We start from the raw sequence: 16,436 nt of genomic DNA, 5'->3' as shown, positions 1-16,436 counted from the left end.
AATTAACACTCTTATTGTCCCAATTTTCGCGCCAATAATTCAGCCATGGGACTTGTCCCAGTCAGGGCTGATGCCTCATTTTCATGACCAAGACGGGCCAAGATTCCATAGACTTGAGGATTTTCTACAGGTGTATGGGCCGGAGAGGCATTTCCATAACTGCTGACAAATTTTTGTCCTTGTTCGGGGGAGAGTAAGCGACCTGGTCCGCCGACGCAGCCACCTTTGCAAGCCATGCCTTCTACAAAGTTGGCATTGAGCTGACCCTTTCTTATTTCTTCAAGCAATTTTTGACAATCGGGAATACCGTCCACTTTGATCGGAACCAATTTTTGTGAGTGGTGTGGTATCAATTTTTTTAGTGTAGCATCGACTGCAGCACTGACGCCACCTGTATAGGCGTAGACTCGACCACTCCAAGAAGCAATTGCTTTTTCATGATCATCCTGGACTACTGGATCTATTTCAGCAGCTTCAAAAATTGTAGCAAGTTCTTGAAATGTCAGTACATAATCAATTGCTCCTTTTAAATCAGGCAATAAAGCTTCTGATTTTTTAGCAATGCATGGACCGATAAAGACAACTTTTGCCTCTGGTTCAAACTGCTTAATGACCCTTGCTGATGCAATCATAGGTGATACGGATGGTGAAATATGTTCAATTAAATCAGGAAATTTATTTTCGATCAGTTTGATCCACACTGGACAACAACAGCTAGTAAACATAAAATCATGAGCTGTTTTTACATGGTCTTCAAATTCAAAGGCTTCTTTCATGGTAATTAAATCTGCATATAATGCTGTTTCTAACATATCTGTAAATCCAAGAGTCAGTAAGGCAGAACGTAATTTTCCAGGAGTCACATCACTGCCAAATTGTCCAACAAACGCAGGAGCAATGGAAGCGTATACTGGACCTTTTTGTTCTTTTAATAGTTTGATCAAAGGAATAAATTGAGATTTTTCACCTAAGGCACCAAAAGAACATTCCTTAATACAGTGACCTTCGCCCATACATTTTTCTTGGTCAATGCTAACCTTACCAAGTTCATCACGGGTGATGGCATGAAGGGGACATGCCATTTCGCAGCGGCCTTCTCCTTCGGGACACATTTGGCAAGCATCTGAATTGACACAGATTGTTGGCTCACTTGCCATACCCATCAGTGCTTCTTCATCATAATCATTGAGAACATGGTCATCGTTGTGTGGGTCTAAGCCCATGGCCATGCGAATTTGGTTAGCGACATAACGACGTGTCGTCTGATCTTGAAACTCTTTGGAAACCATTTCGCAAATTTCTTCACGGCGTTCAAATAATGTGCCTTCCCATGCGGATTTAGCTACATGATAAAGGATACGTGACTTGAGATTGAGTGCGGTGGAGTTCATAAAAATACCTCCTTCTTAGCTTAGATGATCCTACGATTATAGTATTAGCGATTCAGGGAATTTTTCCTCTTCTAATTGTGTAAAAACAAAAAAAGAAGTAATGAGCAAAAAGGCTTGACCTCGTTGCTAATTACTTCAATATGTATAAAAAAATGATACAGTAAGATACTACAAATGAGTCTATATCACCCATTAAAGAGGAGTGAGGATTATTATGGCAAATCCTATCGTAAAATGCGCTGTTGATCAATGTACACATTATATGCCTGGTGATCAATGCATGGCAGCTAAGGTTAGTATTTACAATGAGGAGACAAGTGGGAATTCTAAAAAGTCCCAAGATACCGAATGTAAATCTTTTCATCATCGTAAAACCATGGGCGATATGATTGGTGCGTTTCACAATGCAAATATTGGTGGTACTTTATCAGCAGCTTTTCTTGATGGTACTCAGGTAACGCCTGTAGTAGAATGCTTTGTGAACAACTGTAAATATTGGGAGAGCGATAACCTTTGTAATGCTCGTCACATTGACGTAAGTGGGGTTAATGCTGCTAAAACGACAGATACAGATTGCAGTACATTTGAAGAAAAATAAGGTCTTATTATCGACAAATACCGAAGGCTTTTCTAGCCTTCGGTATTTGTATTCTCTCTTAAATGAGTTTATAATTAATGTTTATGATGCTTATCCTGGCAACCACATGAACAATCATGAGAATTTATATGTTCTTTTTGCGAATCAAGGTGCACTTTTACTTGATTTTTGATATTATCAATATATAGGCGGCGTAACTTAGCTTGTTCAGTACTTTCGTCTGCGCTTAATTGCCCTTCCTTTTGTTTTCGTCCTAATTCATTAATGCGCGCAATGATTTCAGGTGTTATCATAATGGTAAAAACCTCACTTTTTATTTAACTTATTATTTGCTGAAAAAAATGATCCTATTAAAAAGTTTATATAAATATAAACAGATTGTAAAGCGTTTACAGAAAATAAATGAATAAGAGGGGAATAGTATGTACGATTTAATTATTATTGGCGGTGGTCCAGCTGGCTTAACATCGGCAGTATATGCTGCACGTAAAAAAATGGATACATTATTATTAACAAAAGAGTTTGGCGGTCAGCTCATGTGGACAAAAGAAATTGAGAATTATATGGGTTATCAATTTATTAGTGGACCTGAACTAATGAGTAAATTTGAGGATCAGGTAAGACGTTTTGCTGTGGAAACCAAATATCAAGAAGTGACAGGACTAACCGTACATCATGATGGTTCCTTTATCGTCACAACAGAGGAAGGGGAATACCAAAGTAAGACAGTGATTTTGGCTTCAGGGAAACGATCTAGGCGGCTAGGAGTACCAGGAGAATTAGAATTTGCTGGTCTTGGAGTCAGTTATTGTGCTACATGTGATGGTCCATTATTTACAAATAAAATCGTAGCAGTTGTAGGTGGCGGCAATTCGGCGGTGCAGGCAGCGATTGAATTGAGTAATGTTTCTCCTAAAGTTTATTTGGTAACAAGAGGAGAATATGTTGCCGATCCAATACTCATTGAGAAAATGAAAGCTGCAGAAAATATTATCGAAATGCCAGGGTATATTTCGGAAGGAATTTATGGTAAGGATTTTGTTGAAACACTTCGAATTCGTGATATAGATAGTGGAGAATCTCAGGACCTAGAAGTAAAGGGTGTTTTTGTCGAAGTGGGCTTAGAACCTAATTCTGAATTTCTGGCAGATTTAGTAGACTTAAATGAGCAGAAAGAACTCATTATCGATTGCCGCGCAAAAACGAATATTCCTGGATTATTTGCGGCAGGTGATGTAACGAATGGACCTGATAAGCAAATTGTTATAGCGGCTGGAGATGGGGCAAAAGCTGCACTCATGGCTTATGATTACTTGTTACATAAAGAAAATTAGTTATATGGATATCATTTATATCAGTATATAAAGCGCTAAAAAAATTGTCGGAAAATATAAACATTGCAACAAGGTATTGGCTTTTATTTTAAATGCCGTATAATAAACTATACACTTATATCTTTGAAGACGTTACACATGTATTCTTTTAAGAGACATATGTCGTCAAGATAGCAAAAAATATAGATGGAGCGTGGTCATATGAAAGCAGTAATTACAATTGTAGGTCGAGATCAAGTAGGGATTGTCGCTATGGTAAGTGGAATTTTGGCAACCAATGGTGTGAATGTATTAAATATTAATCAAAATATCTTAGACGGATTTTTTAATATGCTCATGATATCCGATATCTCCAAAAGTAAAGTGAGTTTAAAAGAATTGCAAGAAATTTTAAAAGAACACGGTCAAAAAATCGGTCTCGACATAAAAGTACAGCATGAAGATATTTTTAATATCATGCACCGGATATAGGTTAGGGGAGGATATTTAATGTTAACGATTCAAGAAATACTCGAAACAAACCGAATGATTGAGGAAAATAAACTTGATGTTCGTACGATTACCTTGGGAATTAGTTTACAAGACTGCTGTCATCCTGATATTGATGTATTTTGTAAAAATATCTATGATAAAATAACCTTTGAAGCCCAGCACTTGGTGCGTACGGGTGAGGATATTGAAGCTGAATATGGTATTCCAATTATTAATAAACGCATTTCTGTCACTCCGATCTCCATTGTAGCAGCCAGTTGTAATGCGGATAGCTATGTGCCAGTTGCTAAGGCTCTTGATGCGGCAGCAAAGGCAGTTGGAGTAAATTTTATCGGTGGTTTCAGTGCTCTTGTTGATAAAGGATATACCAAAGGTGATCGTATCCTGATCCAGTCCATTCCAGAAGCATTAGCCCAAACAGAGCGGGTCTGTTCCTCTGTCAATCTCGCCTCTACCAAGTGCGGGATTAATATGGATTGTGTAAGAGAAATGGGAGAAATTATTAAACGTACTGCTGAATTAACTAAAGATCGAGATGGCTTAGGTTGTGCAAAATTAGTTGTATTTGCAAATGCTCCTCAAGATAATCCTTTTATGGCGGGTGCATTCCATGGTATTGGTGAGCCTGAGAAAGTGATTAATGTTGGTGTTAGCGGACCTGGTGTTGTAAAACGTGCTTTAGAAGAAGTAAGAGGACAAGATTTTAGCGCTATTGCCGAAACCATTAAGAAAACTGCTTTTAAAATCACTCGTGTGGGTCAACTTGTTGCTCAAGAAGCTTCACGCCGTATGAATGTTCCTTTTGGTATTATTGATTTATCCTTGGCACCGACCCCTGTTGTCGGTGACAGTGTCGCTCATATCTTAGAAGAAATGGGACTTGAGAGCTGTGGTGCTCCTGGTACTACAGCAGCTTTGGCACTGCTTAATGATGCAGTTAAAAAAGGCGGTCTGATGGCCTCTTCCCATGTTGGTGGTTTGAGCGGTGCTTTCATTCCAGTCAGTGAAGATGCCGGTATGATTGCTGCTGTGGAGTGTGGCAGCTTAACATTAGAAAAATTAGAAGCCATGACGTGTGTATGCTCAGTCGGGCTTGATATGATTGCAGTGCCAGGTGAGACTTCAGCGGCTACTATTTCTGGTATTATTGCTGATGAGTCAGCCATTGGTATGATCAATAACAAAACGACTGCAGTGCGCGTTATTCCTGTTCCCGGTAAAAAAGTTGGTGATTGGGTAGAGTTTGGTGGCCTATTAGGTCACAGCCCTATTCTTAAAGTCAATACATTTAAATCAGATGAATTCATTGCCCGTGGTGGTAGAATTCCTGCACCAATTCGAGGCTTAACCAATTAATTCGATTGCTGTAGATGTAAGGATAACTTTTTTCCTATGACGGGAAATCGTTATCCTTATTTCTTTAAGTAAAGTAATAAGAAATAAGGAGGGTTATTTATGCGAATTACTAAAGCGATTAAAGAGGAAATGTTATCGATTTTGGAAGAACATTATCGAGGAACTTCGACAGCTCTTGAATATTCTTCTCCCTTTGAATTATTGATTGCAGTCGTCTTATCGGCCCAATGCACAGATAAACGAGTCAATATTATTACAGCTCGTTTATTTCAAGAATATAATACACCAGATAAAATTTGGTCCATGGGACAAGAAAAATTAGAAGAATATATTAGAGATTGTGGACTCTTTCATAGCAAAGCTCGTAATATTATGGCGACCTGCGAAATTCTCTGTAGGGACTATGATGGACAAGTGCCAGAGACTTTTGATCAATTGATTACGCTGCCAGGGGTTGGGCGAAAAACAGCGAATGTTGTTATTAGCCAATTATTTAACATCCCAGCCATTGCTGTTGATACACATGTCTTTCGTGTATCCAATCGATTGAAGCTTGCCACGGGAGAGACGCCCCTCGCTGTCGAAGAAAAGCTGATGAAAGCCATTCCTAAGAGCAAGTGGTCAGATGCTCATCATTGGCTCATTTGGCATGGTCGTAACGTCTGCAAAGCACGTAAACCTCTTTGCCATACCTGCCCGTTATCTCAATTGTGTCCAAGCAAAGAGATGTAGAAAATCAAAGTTGAAAAAGATACTATTGATGATATAATATTAGAGCATGTTTAAACAAATACTCAGAAAAGATAAGGCAAATTGATATCTGGGCGAATTTTCATGATGATAAGTTAAATGGTAGGAGGAATGGATATGTCAAGAAAAATAGTGAGTGTATTAATCGTTTTATTGATGCAGGTGTTTTTAGTTGCTGGCTGTTCGGGAAATACTGGTAATTCCAATAATCAAGTAGCGCCAGACAATACACCAAAACAAACAACAAGTAAAAAAAATAGTGTAGCTAAATTTGAAACATCAAAAGGTGACTTCAAAATTGAGCTATTTGAAGACAAAGCGCCGATTACGACCAAAAATTTTATTGATCTTGTTAATAAGAACTTCTATAATGGTTTGATTTTCCATAGAGTCATTGATGGTTTTATGATTCAAGGTGGTGACCCGAATGGGAATGGAACGGGAGGACCTGGTTATAAAATACCTGATGAATTTCATCCTGATTTAAAACATGATGCAGCAGGTATTATCTCAATGGCAAATGCCGGTCCCAATACAGGTGGCTCTCAATTCTTTATTACTTTAGCGCCTACACCTCATTTGGATAAAAAGCATGCAGTTTTTGGTAAAGTCATTGTAGGTCTCGACGTTGTACAAGCAATTGGTAAGGTCAAAACAGGAGCTATGGATAAACCTGTAGAGAATGTTGTCATCAAGAAAATTACGATTGAACAACCATAGGCCATTTTTATGGTCTATACATACATTGTACAGTGTGCTGATGGTACTTTGTATACCGGATGGGCAGTTAATTTAGAAAAACGTCTTGCTGCTCATAATGGAGGTACAGGGGCAAAATATACTCGATGTCGTTTGCCTGTTAAACTAGTGTACTTTGAAGAACAAGATAATCAGAGTAGGGCGCAAAAACGCGAGGCTGGCATAAAGAAACTACGACGATGCCAAAAAATTGCTTTAATTAGTGAATTTAATAAACAAAAAATATAAATAATGCAGGTGAATAGAGTGAGCGTATTAACAGTAGAAAATGTAACACATGGTTTTGGTGGTAGACAAATTTTGGAAGATGCTTCTTTCCGTTTATTAAAGGGTGAACATGTCGGTCTAATTGGTGCCAATGGTGAAGGAAAATCTACATTCTTAAACATTATTACCGGGCAATTAATGCCTGATGAGGGGAATGTAGTATGGTCTAATCGTGTAACCGTTGGTTATTTGGATCAGCATAGTGTACTTACTAAAGGAAAGACCATTCGTGAAGCTTTACGGGAAGCATTTCAGTCAATGTTTGATTTAGAAGCTGAAATGTTGGCTATTTACGATAAAATGGGTGATGCAACCCCAGAAGAACTTGAAAAAATGATGGAAGATGTAGGGGAAATTCAAACCATTCTTGAGACAAATAGTTTTTATATGATTGATGCACGTATTGTAGAGGTCGCTAATGGCCTAGGCTTGGGTGACATTGGTCTTGATAAAGATGTAGCGGATTTAAGCGGTGGACAAAGAACGAAAGTGTTACTGACTAAACTGTTATTGCAGAATCCAACAATATTACTTCTTGATGAACCGACTAACTATCTTGATGTGGAGCACATTGAGTGGCTGAGAAGATATCTGAAAGAATATGAGAACAGCTTTATCTTAGTTTCTCATGATATTCCATTTTTAAATGATGTTGTCAATGTGATTTATCATGTGGAAAATACAGTATTAACCCGTTATACTGGCGATTATGAGCAATTTCAACAGTTGTATAACATACGTAAAGGACAAGAGTCAAAGGCTTATGAAAGACAACAGCAAGAAATCGATCGTTTAGAGGATTTTATTGCTCGTAATAAGGCGCGGATCTCTACGACTGGTCGCGCTAAAAGTCGTCAAAAACAGCTTGAAAGAATGGACGTATTAGAAAAACCACGGGAAAAAATGAAACCGGTATTTGGTTTTAAAGAAGCTAGAACTCCAAGTCGTATGATTGTTCAAGCGGAGCATTTGGTGCTTGGTTATGATGAACCTTTGACACGACCTGTTAACATCACATTAGAGCGAGGACAAAAAGTCGCTATTCGCGGTGTGAATGGCTTGGGTAAGACAACCCTCTTAAAAACTATTTTAGGTAAGATTCAGCCTGTATCAGGTAAAGTAGAACTCGGCGATCATCTCCATCCTGGTTATTTTGAGCAGGAATCTACGGAACGTAATACTAAGACTGCAATGGAAGATGTATGGGCTGAGTATCCAGGTTTATCTCACTCTGAAGTTCGGGGGGCATTAGCCCGCTGTGGACTTACGAATGAACATATTACGAGCCAAATGATGGTACTAAGTGGTGGGGAAAACGCTAAAGTGCGATTGTGTAAGCTCATGCTGCGAGAATCTAATTGGTTGGTCTTTGATGAACCGACTAACCATTTGGATGTAGATGCTAAGGCTGAACTTAAACGAGCTCTTACTGAATTTAAGGGAACTGTGCTACTTGTATCCCATGAACCAGAGTTTTATGAAGATTGGGTAACTGACATATGGGATGTCGAAAATTGGACAACTAAAATTATATAAAACGGTTGCTATTTTACTTGGAGGTAACTATGAACAGTGGAGTCGGAGGCGCTATCTATCGTTCAATTGCTCTTGATATTGCTCAACGCATTATTAATGACGAATTTCCAGAAGGAACGAAATTATCAGGACGTTCGTTATTAGCTAGTCAATATAATGTATCACCTGAAACGATTAGAAAAGCCATTTCCCTATTAAAAGAGGAAAATGTCGTTGCTGTCTCGCAGGGGAAAGAAATAACGATTCTATCCATTCAGAAATCCTATCACTTTATTGAACATTGTAAAAGTTCTGATTCTGTATATTCTCTTCGGCAAGATGCAGAAAGTTTATTAAAGAAAAAACGTGAAATGGATCGGCATTTGGAAGGAATTTTAAAGGATATCATTAACTATTCTGATCGGTTGCGTAATTTGACACCTTATAATCCTGTTGAAATCGAAGTTATAGGGAAATCTCATGTAATCAATAAAAAAATTTCTGATATTCAATTATGGCAACATACAGGAGCCACCATTGTTGCTATTCGGCGCGGGACAGAGATTATTATTTCACCAGGACCAAGTGCTGTCATTCAAGCTTTTGATCGCATTGTAGTTGTTGGAGATAGTGATGTATTAGAACGGACAATGGCCTATATCAATAAGTGTAAGTAATTAAAAGCCTGTGATTCTAAGCGTTTTATACGCTTAGAATCACAGGCTTTTTTTATCGAATCCTAAAGGGGGATCATTAAAGTGGCTGCACTATTGATAATAAAAATTAGTTAGCGATAAAATGATGATCATCATCTGTCACTGTATGTTTTTTGATGATTCGTTCTGCATCAAAAACATTGTCCATTCCATAGAGACCTTTTTTACCATTGATAAAATTTGCAGCTTTATAGGCACCCTCAGCAAATGCAATGCGTGAAAAAGATTCATGGCTAATTTCAAGTTGATCATATTCACCGCAAATGAGTACTTTGTGCCTGCCAACAATACCACCAGAACGAACGGCATGAATGGGAACTTCCCGATCATCAAGATGATTGATCATTATATTTTCAATTTTGGCAGCAATTTTTTTTGCCGTGCCAGAAGGACTGTCTTTTTTACGATGATGATGTTCTTCTAAGACTTGAAAATCATACCCTTTCATCAATTCAGTGGCGATTTCTGTCAATAACATGAGTACATTGACGCCGTGAGTAATATTAGGTGCCATAATAATACCAATCTTATCTTGTAAAGCGACTTGTTTAATTTTTTCTATTTCAGCAGGTTCATAGTCTGTAACGGCTGTTACAATGTTAACGCCATAATGAGCTAATAGATTGATATTCTCGCGAAGAAAATGTGAACTCGAAAAATCAATCAATACATCGGGTTTGTTTTCAAATAGTTTACGTTCTAAATGTTCACACGTTTCAATGAAAATATTTGTGTCTCTACGATTTAGTACTACCCCGAGGTCTAAATCTGCATGGTGGCTATTTTTTCGACATAATACCATAGAAAGTACATTTTTCCCGAGCAAGTATTCTGCGACTATTTTTCCGGTGGCGCCCAATCCTACTAAAGCAACGTTCATACCCGCACCCCCTATATTTTTGCTAACAACTTAATTATATCATGAAGGTTGTTAGTGTGTCGATGAAAGATAAACTAATATTTACAGGAATTTTGTAAGATTTGGCGAAATAGTAAAATTAATTCGTAGGCAATCCCAATGATTGGTCTACTAGGAACAAGATATAGTCATTGAGTGGAGGGACGGTATGCTTATGTTTAGAAAAATGATGCTAATATTGATCATCTTGAGTTTCATGTCAACGATATCCTTCGCTGCAAGTCGGCAATTTTCTGAAGGTGATGCTGGTAAGGAAATTGCAGAAATTCAAGTTAAGTTAAAAGCACAAGGTTATTATCGTGATGTGATTAATGGTAAATTTACTGTTGAAATGAAAAAATCAGTTAAAGCATTTCAAAAAAAGAATAAATTAGAACCTGATGGTGTTGTTGGAGAAAAGACCTATTTTGTATTAATGGGTAAAAATATGATAAATAAACCAATCACTAGTGAAGGTGGAAACCAAAGTAATACAGCGGAAAAAATAACTGGGTCAGCCATGCAGTTAGTTGGTATTCCTTACAAATGGGGTGGAGTAACGACTAAGGGCTTTGATTGTTCTGGCATGGTTTGGTATGTTTTTGATAAGAATTCCGTATCCTTGCCACGGACGGCAGATGTGCAATACAAAATGGGAAAAACAGTGGGGAGAGATCAGTTAAAACAAGGTGATTTAGTTTTTTTTACGACTTATGAACCAGGTGCTTCTCATAGTGGGATTTATCTGGAAAAAGGAAAGTTTATTCATGTTTCAGCTAAGCGTGGTGTCATGGTCAGTAATTTGTCCGATGAATATTGGAACACAAGATATCTTGGTGCACGACGGTTTATTTAAAACAATGTTTTTTTACACTTGACAAAAGTGTAAAGCACTGTTATATTATTGATAAGTTGAATCGCATATTTACAATTACAATGAATAGGATAAGTAAGTTTGCAACATTTTACAGAGAGCCAGGGGGTGGTGTGACCTGGTAAGTGTGCTTGCTGAAATACACCTAGGAGTAGCAGGTTGAACGTAGTACAAGTAGACCGTGCCGGAATGCCACCGTTATCATAGGCTAGAGTATCAGGTGTAAGCCTCGTACTTGAAATGTAAGTGACTTGCAATGCAAGTAGGGTGGTATAACGGATTTTTAACATTCCGTCCCTTTATAGGGGCGGAGTGTTTTTTATTTACACAAAATTAGAGGAGGATTTCGAATATGATTATTGTGATGAAACCAGAAGCAACTCAAGAACAAGTAACAATGGTAACTAATAAGTTAACCAAGGTGGGTCTAAAAGTACATTTATCTGAAGGTGCAAGCCGTACAATTATTGGTGTAATTGGTGACAAACGTTTTATCGCTCAAATGCCAATTGAAGCCATGGATGGCGTAGAAAAAATGGTATCTGTGACTGTAGATTATAAGTTAGTGAGCCGAGAATTCAAAAGAGAAGATACGATCGTAGATGTAGATGGTATACAAATTGGTGGTAAAAATCTAGTTGTCATGGCTGGTCCATGTGCGGTGGAAAGCCTTGAACAATTGTTATTATCGGCTGATATTGTGAAAAATGCAGGTGCTCAGTTTTTGCGTGGAGGAGCTTATAAACCAAGGACTTCACCTTATGCTTTTCAAGGGCTAGAAGAAAAAGGGTTAGAAATGATGGCAGAGGCTAGAGAAAAGACGGGACTAAAAATAGTGACAGAGGTAGTCGATGTAGAGTCAGTACCAGTTGTGTGTGCTTACGCTGATATGCTACAAATTGGCTCACGCAATATGCAAAACTTTCAATTGTTAAAAACTGTTGGTAAAACAAATAAGCCTGTATTATTAAAACGTGGGTTATCGGCAACGATTAATGAATGGTTAAATGCTGCTGAATATATTATGAGTGAAGGAAATTATAATGTAGTACTTTGTGAACGTGGCATTCGTACGTATGAAGAGTACACTCGTAATACCTTGGATTTAAGTGCAGTAGCTGCCGTTAAAAATATCAGTCATTTACCAATTATTGTTGATCCTAGTCATGGTACAGGACGATGGGAATTAGTTCGCCCAATGGCGCGTGCAGGCATTGCTGCAGGTGCTGATGGTTTGATGATTGAAGTTCATCCAAATCCTGCCGAAGCTTTATCCGATGGAAAACAATCATTAACACCTGAAAACTTTGAATTGATGATGAAGGAAATTGTGAGCATTGCACATGTTATGGGCAAGATCGTACCATGAACGTCAAGCATATCACGATCATAGGGTTAGGATTGATCGGTGGCTCTTTAGGGCTAGATTTCAAAGAAATAGGTGGATCACAAGTCGTAGTAACAGGGATTGATCGTGATCATGAGACCTTAGTAAAAGCTGTTGGCTGCAACGCGGTGGATTATAGTACTTCTGATCTAGTTGAAGGTGTAAAAAATGCTGATATTATCTTTTTATGTACTCCCGTATTGCAGATTCTACCCATTGTAGAAAAGATAGTACCTCATCTCAAGGAAGGGACTATCTTAACCGATGTGGGGAGTACGAAAGGATTTTTAGCCCAAGAGATTAGAAAGATTTTACCCCGTGGTATTGAGTATGTAAGTGGTCATCCTATGACAGGGCGAGAACAAAGTGGTATATGGGCAGCAAAGCGTGATTTATTTAAGGATAAATGGTATATCCTTGTTCCAGAAGCATCAACTAGCCTTGAAGCCGTCGAGGAAATCTGTCAGGTGCTTACCTGGACCAGTGCTAGGCTTACCACAATGAATATTGCAGATCATGAGCAGTGTGGCGCTGTCATTAGCCATGTGCCTCATGTTGCCGCTGCTGCCTTAGTTAATCTTTTAGAAATGTATCCTGATTTAGAAGATAATTTTAAATTAGTTGGCGGTGGATTTAGAGATACGACTCGCATTGCTTCTTCTAATGCTGATATGTGGGCAGATATTTGTTTGACGAATGCTCAGCCCATTACAGATAGCTTAATCAAGTTACGCGGTTTACTTGATGAGGTGATTGGAGCCGTACAGCAAGGTGACCGCCAAGCAATCCATCATTTTTTTAAACGAGCAAAAAATCGGCGTGATGCCTTAATTCAAAAAACAGACTCTCATACCACACTTTGATGTGATATGAGAGTCTGCTTTTTATTTTGTGACTTTTGCCCAATTGCTATTAATAATGAGACCCATTAATTTTTTACCTTCACTATCGAGATGTAATCCATCTGTCGCATAATGGGGAGGCAATTCATGATTTTCATCCATAAAGTAAGGCTCTAAATCAATGTAATAACGTTGTTGACGAATGAAAGAATTTACATCGGCAAATTGCTTTTGCCAGTCAGGTACTGTCTCTTCATTAAAAGCCTGATTAATTCCATTAGGATTAATAGGTGGTAGAGTGAGAAAAATAGGTCTGATACCATTAGCCAAACATTTATCACGCATTGCGGCGAGCTCTTTAATCACTTGAGTAGCAGGCACACCACCACGCAAACTATTAGAACCACCCATAATAATTAGAAATTTAGGATGATAAGGCAAAACGTCATTGTTGAAACGTTCTAACATAGTTTCCGAAGTGTCACCACTCTTAGCTAAATTTATTGTGGGAAAAGATAAATAGGTTTGGAAGCTATATTCTAAATCTGCAGGTGAATAGGAAATCGCTCCTCCGCCATGACTAATACTATCGCCCAGAGTAGCCGCATATTTTCCGGCTGCAAGATCGACGACAAATTCTTCAGCATCAGAATATACCCCGATTGGTTTACCTGAATTATCAAGTCCTCGTACTCGCCAGTAATACGTTCCAGGAGTAATGAGAGGTTCTTCATCATAACAATCACTGCCCCCATGAATAACTTGTTGACGGATTTGGTATTTAGAAGGTTGTATTCCATTTGGATTTTCCGGAGGGCGGGTCGTTACTTCGACTTCATAACTCACTGCACCTGGAATGGGAATCCATGAATAGACGGGGTAAAGGGGCATAGGCATCTTTGCTTCTTTATAACCTGTATTTGAGATCGGTTTTAAGACCTGAGGCAATGTATGGTCAATGAACAGTTCTGCCACATCTGAAAAAACACCGATAGGATTATCCGCAAAGTTCAGAGCCCGTACACGCCAATATAAGTGATTTCCTGGATAGCGAGTTAAATCAACACTATATGCGTTCGTAAAAACTTCTCGTGAAGAAGATATTTGGTAAACTGAAGGCTTTACATCATTAGGGTTTTCAGCAGGAGAACTCAAAAATTCAATTTCATAATATACTGCGCCTGGGACGATTGTCCACTTTAAGAGAGGTATACTTGGTGCTGGAGCATCTTGTGGATAGCTCGTGGTCGCAATTGGTTTTTGTCTTGCCTGCTGATGATTGATATTTATTTCTGAAATGGAAATGGAGTCAGAATATAAACCTAAAGGTTGATGAAAAAGACTGTGAGCTGACACTCGTAGGTAAGTACTATCAGGGAAGTTTTGATCAATTTTTATTGTTGTATCAAAGGTACGATATTTTGCAATTCTAGAAGATAGATTTGATGATTTTGAGTCCTGTTCTTTGCCAGGGTTATGGTTTAAAACTTCTACTTCATAATAAGCTAAATAAGGTATTTTGGACCAAGTCAATATATAGTGATTTGCAATATAGTTCACATTGACCAAAGGTTTATAGTTGCTCAAACCAATATTTTCATTGGTTTCAATAAAATACAATAAAGTTGTTAAGAGGGAAATTAAAAGGAAAAATTTTTTCATCATTAAAACACCTACTTGATTCGAATTTATTTGCAGTGGCAGTGCAGGACGCGATGATTTTCGTTATCATCTTCTCATGTTATCATATTTTAGGTATTATTGCTAATTTCATCATGAGTTCAATGATTGTGGTTGCTCATTGGCCATCCAAAACAAGTATTGACATAATTCGCAGATTATTTTAAATTAGTCGCATTATTTCTTAAAATAGTATAAAATTATTAATAGAATAGTCTGATAAATTATCTTGACTATTATAATACGTAATTTGTAAGTATAAAGGTATTTATCTTGGAGGTAATGGGATCGTGTACCAAAGTGTGAGTGTAAAATTAGTGAATGTGAGTAAAAAAATAGGATCGAGGGTATTATTTGAAGGATTAACGGTTACAGTGAATTCAGGGCAGTGTTTGGCCATCACTGGTCCTAATGGCTCAGGAAAGTCAACGTTACTAAAAATGATTGCTGGTCTTAGTAGGGCAACAACAGGTACGATACAGGTACTTGGTGATGGGAAAATGTTAGATACAGAAGCGCGACTTGCCTGCTTGGGATTGGTTTCTCCTGAGATTGTATTTTACGCTGACATGACAGGAAGTGAGAATCTACTATTTTTTGTGCGAGTCCGTGGCGGCTACTGTAGTGCTGAGCAAGTCGCAGATTATTGCCAGATTGTTGGCCTTACTGCAGCGAAAGATCAATTAGTACAAACCTATTCTACAGGTATGCGCCAACGATTGAAATTTGCTCTCATATTAGCCCTTAAACCTTTATTATGGTTACTTGATGAACCATCTTCCAATCTAGATGCTGATGGAAAGAGATTGGTGAGCAAAATGATTGGCGATGGGCTGGTAGAGCAGACAACAGTCATTATTGCAACCAATGAACCATGGGAGGCACAGAATGCAAGTTACAAGATTGAACTTGTTTGACCGTATATGGGCAGTGCTAATAAAAGATGGTCTGTGTGAGTTTCGGACTCGCTATTCATTGAGTGCACTGTTTATGTTTGCTTTAGTAGCTTTAACAAGTATTAGTATGTCCATCGGCTCTATAAGTCTACCTGTTGAACTGATCGCAGCATTATTATGGGTTATATTGTTTTTTTGTGCTATGGCTGGCCTTTCGAGAGTTTTCGTTCAAGAGCAGGAATCAGGTACGATGATGGCCTTACGTATTTATGCATCAGGCCAAGCTGTTATATTTGGAAAATTATTATTTAACGTGATCATGCTGCTTAGCCTGACCATACTCCTCATTCCGTTGTTTATTATATTTTTGAATGTAGACGTTTATCGTTGGCCTATGTTTATCATTGTTTTAATTTTAGGTGATATAGGGATTGCTGCTGCATCAACAATCACTGCGTCGATGGTGGCTAAAACCCAAGGGAAAAATGCTTTATTTACAGTGCTCACGTTTCCGATTCTTTTACCACAATTTTTAAGCAGTATTAGTGCAACAACCCAAATATTGGCTGATACTTCGCCTGAAGTAGGGGGAATTGTATTTATGGTCGGTTATGATGGAGTCATGATGATTGCAATATCAATATTATTTGATTATCTTTGGTATGACTAAGTGGGGGGATT

General features: G+C 38.1%; 18 protein-coding genes and 1 other annotated feature. Of the genes, 14 read left to right on the top strand and 4 right to left on the bottom strand.

The annotated features are described in order from the left end of the window. Positions 1 to 11: 11 nt before the first annotated feature. The gene (locus ACAN52_RS18445) at positions 12 to 1,391 is read right to left on the bottom strand and encodes a [Fe-Fe] hydrogenase large subunit C-terminal domain-containing protein (RefSeq protein ID WP_378956439.1); all 1,380 of its coding nucleotides are present in this window, start codon (positions 1,389 to 1,391) and stop codon (positions 12 to 14) included. A gap of 214 nt (positions 1,392 to 1,605) precedes the next feature. Between ACAN52_RS18445 and ACAN52_RS18440 the strand changes: the two genes are divergently transcribed. Next, on the top strand, positions 1,606 to 1,989 hold the full coding sequence (locus ACAN52_RS18440) for a DUF1540 domain-containing protein (RefSeq protein WP_378956438.1): 384 nt from the start codon (positions 1,606 to 1,608) through the stop codon (positions 1,987 to 1,989). Positions 1,990 to 2,063: 74 nt separating this feature from the next. On the opposite strand, the gene ACAN52_RS18435 is transcribed toward ACAN52_RS18440, so the two are convergent. Further along, positions 2,064 to 2,282, bottom strand: coding sequence for a DUF896 domain-containing protein (locus tag ACAN52_RS18435; RefSeq protein WP_378956437.1), 219 nt, complete (start codon positions 2,280 to 2,282; stop codon positions 2,064 to 2,066). 129 nt (positions 2,283 to 2,411) lie between these two features. Here ACAN52_RS18435 and ACAN52_RS18430 point away from each other — a divergent pair, with 129 nt between their 5' ends. The 8 genes from ACAN52_RS18430 (at position 2,412) to ACAN52_RS18395 (ending at position 9,139) form a co-directional block, all read left to right on the top strand. Then, positions 2,412 to 3,323, top strand: coding sequence for an NAD(P)/FAD-dependent oxidoreductase (locus ACAN52_RS18430; RefSeq protein ID WP_378956436.1), 912 nt, complete (start codon positions 2,412 to 2,414; stop codon positions 3,321 to 3,323). Positions 3,324 to 3,524: 201 nt separating this feature from the next. Beyond that, positions 3,525 to 3,794 (top strand): ACT domain-containing protein, encoded by a 270-nt coding sequence (locus ACAN52_RS18425; protein ID WP_378956435.1) that lies wholly within the window; start codon positions 3,525 to 3,527, stop codon positions 3,792 to 3,794. 18 nt (positions 3,795 to 3,812) lie between these two features. Beyond that, positions 3,813 to 5,171: a PFL family protein gene (locus ACAN52_RS18420; protein WP_378956434.1), complete on the top strand. Its 1,359-nt coding sequence runs from the start codon at positions 3,813 to 3,815 to the stop codon at positions 5,169 to 5,171. Positions 5,172 to 5,270: 99 nt separating this feature from the next. Further along, positions 5,271 to 5,903 carry an endonuclease III gene (gene nth, locus ACAN52_RS18415; RefSeq protein ID WP_378956433.1) on the top strand — a complete coding sequence of 211 codons (633 nt, stop codon included), beginning with the start codon at positions 5,271 to 5,273 and terminating at the stop codon, positions 5,901 to 5,903. 135 nt (positions 5,904 to 6,038) lie between these two features. Beyond that, positions 6,039 to 6,641 (top strand): peptidylprolyl isomerase, encoded by a 603-nt coding sequence (locus tag ACAN52_RS18410; protein WP_378956432.1) that lies wholly within the window; start codon positions 6,039 to 6,041, stop codon positions 6,639 to 6,641. 9 nt (positions 6,642 to 6,650) lie between these two features. Then, the gene (locus ACAN52_RS18405) at positions 6,651 to 6,908 is read left to right on the top strand and encodes a GIY-YIG nuclease family protein (protein ID WP_378956431.1); all 258 of its coding nucleotides are present in this window, start codon (positions 6,651 to 6,653) and stop codon (positions 6,906 to 6,908) included. A gap of 18 nt (positions 6,909 to 6,926) precedes the next feature. Further along, positions 6,927 to 8,483: an ABC-F family ATP-binding cassette domain-containing protein gene (locus ACAN52_RS18400; RefSeq protein ID WP_378956430.1), complete on the top strand. Its 1,557-nt coding sequence runs from the start codon at positions 6,927 to 6,929 to the stop codon at positions 8,481 to 8,483. Between the two features lie 29 nt (positions 8,484 to 8,512). Then, the gene (locus ACAN52_RS18395; protein ID WP_378956429.1) at positions 8,513 to 9,139 is read left to right on the top strand and encodes a TrkA C-terminal domain-containing protein; all 627 of its coding nucleotides are present in this window, start codon (positions 8,513 to 8,515) and stop codon (positions 9,137 to 9,139) included. Positions 9,140 to 9,245: 106 nt separating this feature from the next. Here the strand turns inward: ACAN52_RS18395 and dapB are convergent, their stop codons facing one another. After that, positions 9,246 to 10,058 carry a 4-hydroxy-tetrahydrodipicolinate reductase gene (dapB, locus tag ACAN52_RS18390; RefSeq protein ID WP_378956428.1) on the bottom strand — a complete coding sequence of 271 codons (813 nt, stop codon included), beginning with the start codon at positions 10,056 to 10,058 and terminating at the stop codon, positions 9,246 to 9,248. 187 nt (positions 10,059 to 10,245) lie between these two features. Here dapB and ACAN52_RS18385 point away from each other — a divergent pair, with 187 nt between their 5' ends. The 3 genes from ACAN52_RS18385 (at position 10,246) to ACAN52_RS18375 (ending at position 13,200) form a co-directional block, all read left to right on the top strand. After that, positions 10,246 to 10,932, top strand: coding sequence for an NlpC/P60 family protein (locus ACAN52_RS18385; RefSeq protein ID WP_378956427.1), 687 nt, complete (start codon positions 10,246 to 10,248; stop codon positions 10,930 to 10,932). A 71-nt stretch (positions 10,933 to 11,003) separates the two neighbouring features. After that, positions 11,004 to 11,252 (top strand) — a binding site (T-box leader). A gap of 50 nt (positions 11,253 to 11,302) precedes the next feature. Beyond that, the gene (gene aroF, locus ACAN52_RS18380) at positions 11,303 to 12,319 is read left to right on the top strand and encodes a 3-deoxy-7-phosphoheptulonate synthase (RefSeq protein WP_378956426.1); all 1,017 of its coding nucleotides are present in this window, start codon (positions 11,303 to 11,305) and stop codon (positions 12,317 to 12,319) included. After that, positions 12,316 to 13,200, top strand: coding sequence for a prephenate dehydrogenase (locus ACAN52_RS18375; RefSeq protein ID WP_378956425.1), 885 nt, complete (start codon positions 12,316 to 12,318; stop codon positions 13,198 to 13,200). The genes aroF and ACAN52_RS18375 overlap by 4 nt, the downstream gene beginning before the upstream one ends. Positions 13,201 to 13,221: 21 nt before the next feature. Here the strand turns inward: ACAN52_RS18375 and ACAN52_RS18370 are convergent, their stop codons facing one another. After that, a complete protein-coding gene (locus ACAN52_RS18370) occupies positions 13,222 to 14,844 on the bottom strand; it encodes a GDSL-type esterase/lipase family protein (RefSeq protein ID WP_378956424.1) in 1,623 nt (540 codons plus the stop codon). Between the two features lie 305 nt (positions 14,845 to 15,149). Here ACAN52_RS18370 and ACAN52_RS18365 point away from each other — a divergent pair, with 305 nt between their 5' ends. Then, positions 15,150 to 15,776 (top strand): ATP-binding cassette domain-containing protein, encoded by a 627-nt coding sequence (locus ACAN52_RS18365; RefSeq protein WP_378956423.1) that lies wholly within the window; start codon positions 15,150 to 15,152, stop codon positions 15,774 to 15,776. Then, the gene (locus ACAN52_RS18360) at positions 15,748 to 16,425 is read left to right on the top strand and encodes a heme exporter protein CcmB (protein ID WP_378956421.1); all 678 of its coding nucleotides are present in this window, start codon (positions 15,748 to 15,750) and stop codon (positions 16,423 to 16,425) included. The genes ACAN52_RS18365 and ACAN52_RS18360 overlap by 29 nt, the downstream gene beginning before the upstream one ends. The last annotated feature ends 11 nt before the right edge of the window (positions 16,426 to 16,436 follow it).

Source organism: Pelosinus sp. sgz500959 (genome assembly GCF_042610375.1).
In the GTDB taxonomy this organism is placed as follows: Bacteria; Bacillota; Negativicutes; order DSM-13327; family DSM-13327; genus CTSoil-075.
Note: the sequence above shows the minus strand (reverse complement) of the source record. Positions and strands in the feature narration are given on the sequence as shown.

Coding starts and splice junctions, on each gene's coding strand:
- ACAN52_RS18445 (WP_378956439.1), bottom strand. CDS start 1,391: ATGAACTCCACCGCACTCAATCTCAAGTCACGTATCCTTTATCATGTA.
- ACAN52_RS18440 (WP_378956438.1), top strand. CDS start 1,606: ATGGCAAATCCTATCGTAAAATGCGCTGTTGATCAATGTACACATTAT.
- ACAN52_RS18435 (WP_378956437.1), bottom strand. CDS start 2,282: ATGATAACACCTGAAATCATTGCGCGCATTAATGAATTAGGACGAAAA.
- ACAN52_RS18430 (WP_378956436.1), top strand. CDS start 2,412: ATGTACGATTTAATTATTATTGGCGGTGGTCCAGCTGGCTTAACATCG.
- ACAN52_RS18425 (WP_378956435.1), top strand. CDS start 3,525: ATGAAAGCAGTAATTACAATTGTAGGTCGAGATCAAGTAGGGATTGTC.
- ACAN52_RS18420 (WP_378956434.1), top strand. CDS start 3,813: ATGTTAACGATTCAAGAAATACTCGAAACAAACCGAATGATTGAGGAA.
- nth (WP_378956433.1), top strand. CDS start 5,271: ATGCGAATTACTAAAGCGATTAAAGAGGAAATGTTATCGATTTTGGAA.
- ACAN52_RS18410 (WP_378956432.1), top strand. CDS start 6,039: ATGTCAAGAAAAATAGTGAGTGTATTAATCGTTTTATTGATGCAGGTG.
- ACAN52_RS18405 (WP_378956431.1), top strand. CDS start 6,651: ATGGTCTATACATACATTGTACAGTGTGCTGATGGTACTTTGTATACC.
- ACAN52_RS18395 (WP_378956429.1), top strand. CDS start 8,513: ATGAACAGTGGAGTCGGAGGCGCTATCTATCGTTCAATTGCTCTTGAT.
- dapB (WP_378956428.1), bottom strand. CDS start 10,058: ATGAACGTTGCTTTAGTAGGATTGGGCGCCACCGGAAAAATAGTCGCA.
- ACAN52_RS18385 (WP_378956427.1), top strand. CDS start 10,246: ATGCTTATGTTTAGAAAAATGATGCTAATATTGATCATCTTGAGTTTC.
- aroF (WP_378956426.1), top strand. CDS start 11,303: ATGATTATTGTGATGAAACCAGAAGCAACTCAAGAACAAGTAACAATG.
- ACAN52_RS18375 (WP_378956425.1), top strand. CDS start 12,316: ATGAACGTCAAGCATATCACGATCATAGGGTTAGGATTGATCGGTGGC.
- ACAN52_RS18370 (WP_378956424.1), bottom strand. CDS start 14,844: ATGATGAAAAAATTTTTCCTTTTAATTTCCCTCTTAACAACTTTATTG.
- ACAN52_RS18360 (WP_378956421.1), top strand. CDS start 15,748: ATGCAAGTTACAAGATTGAACTTGTTTGACCGTATATGGGCAGTGCTA.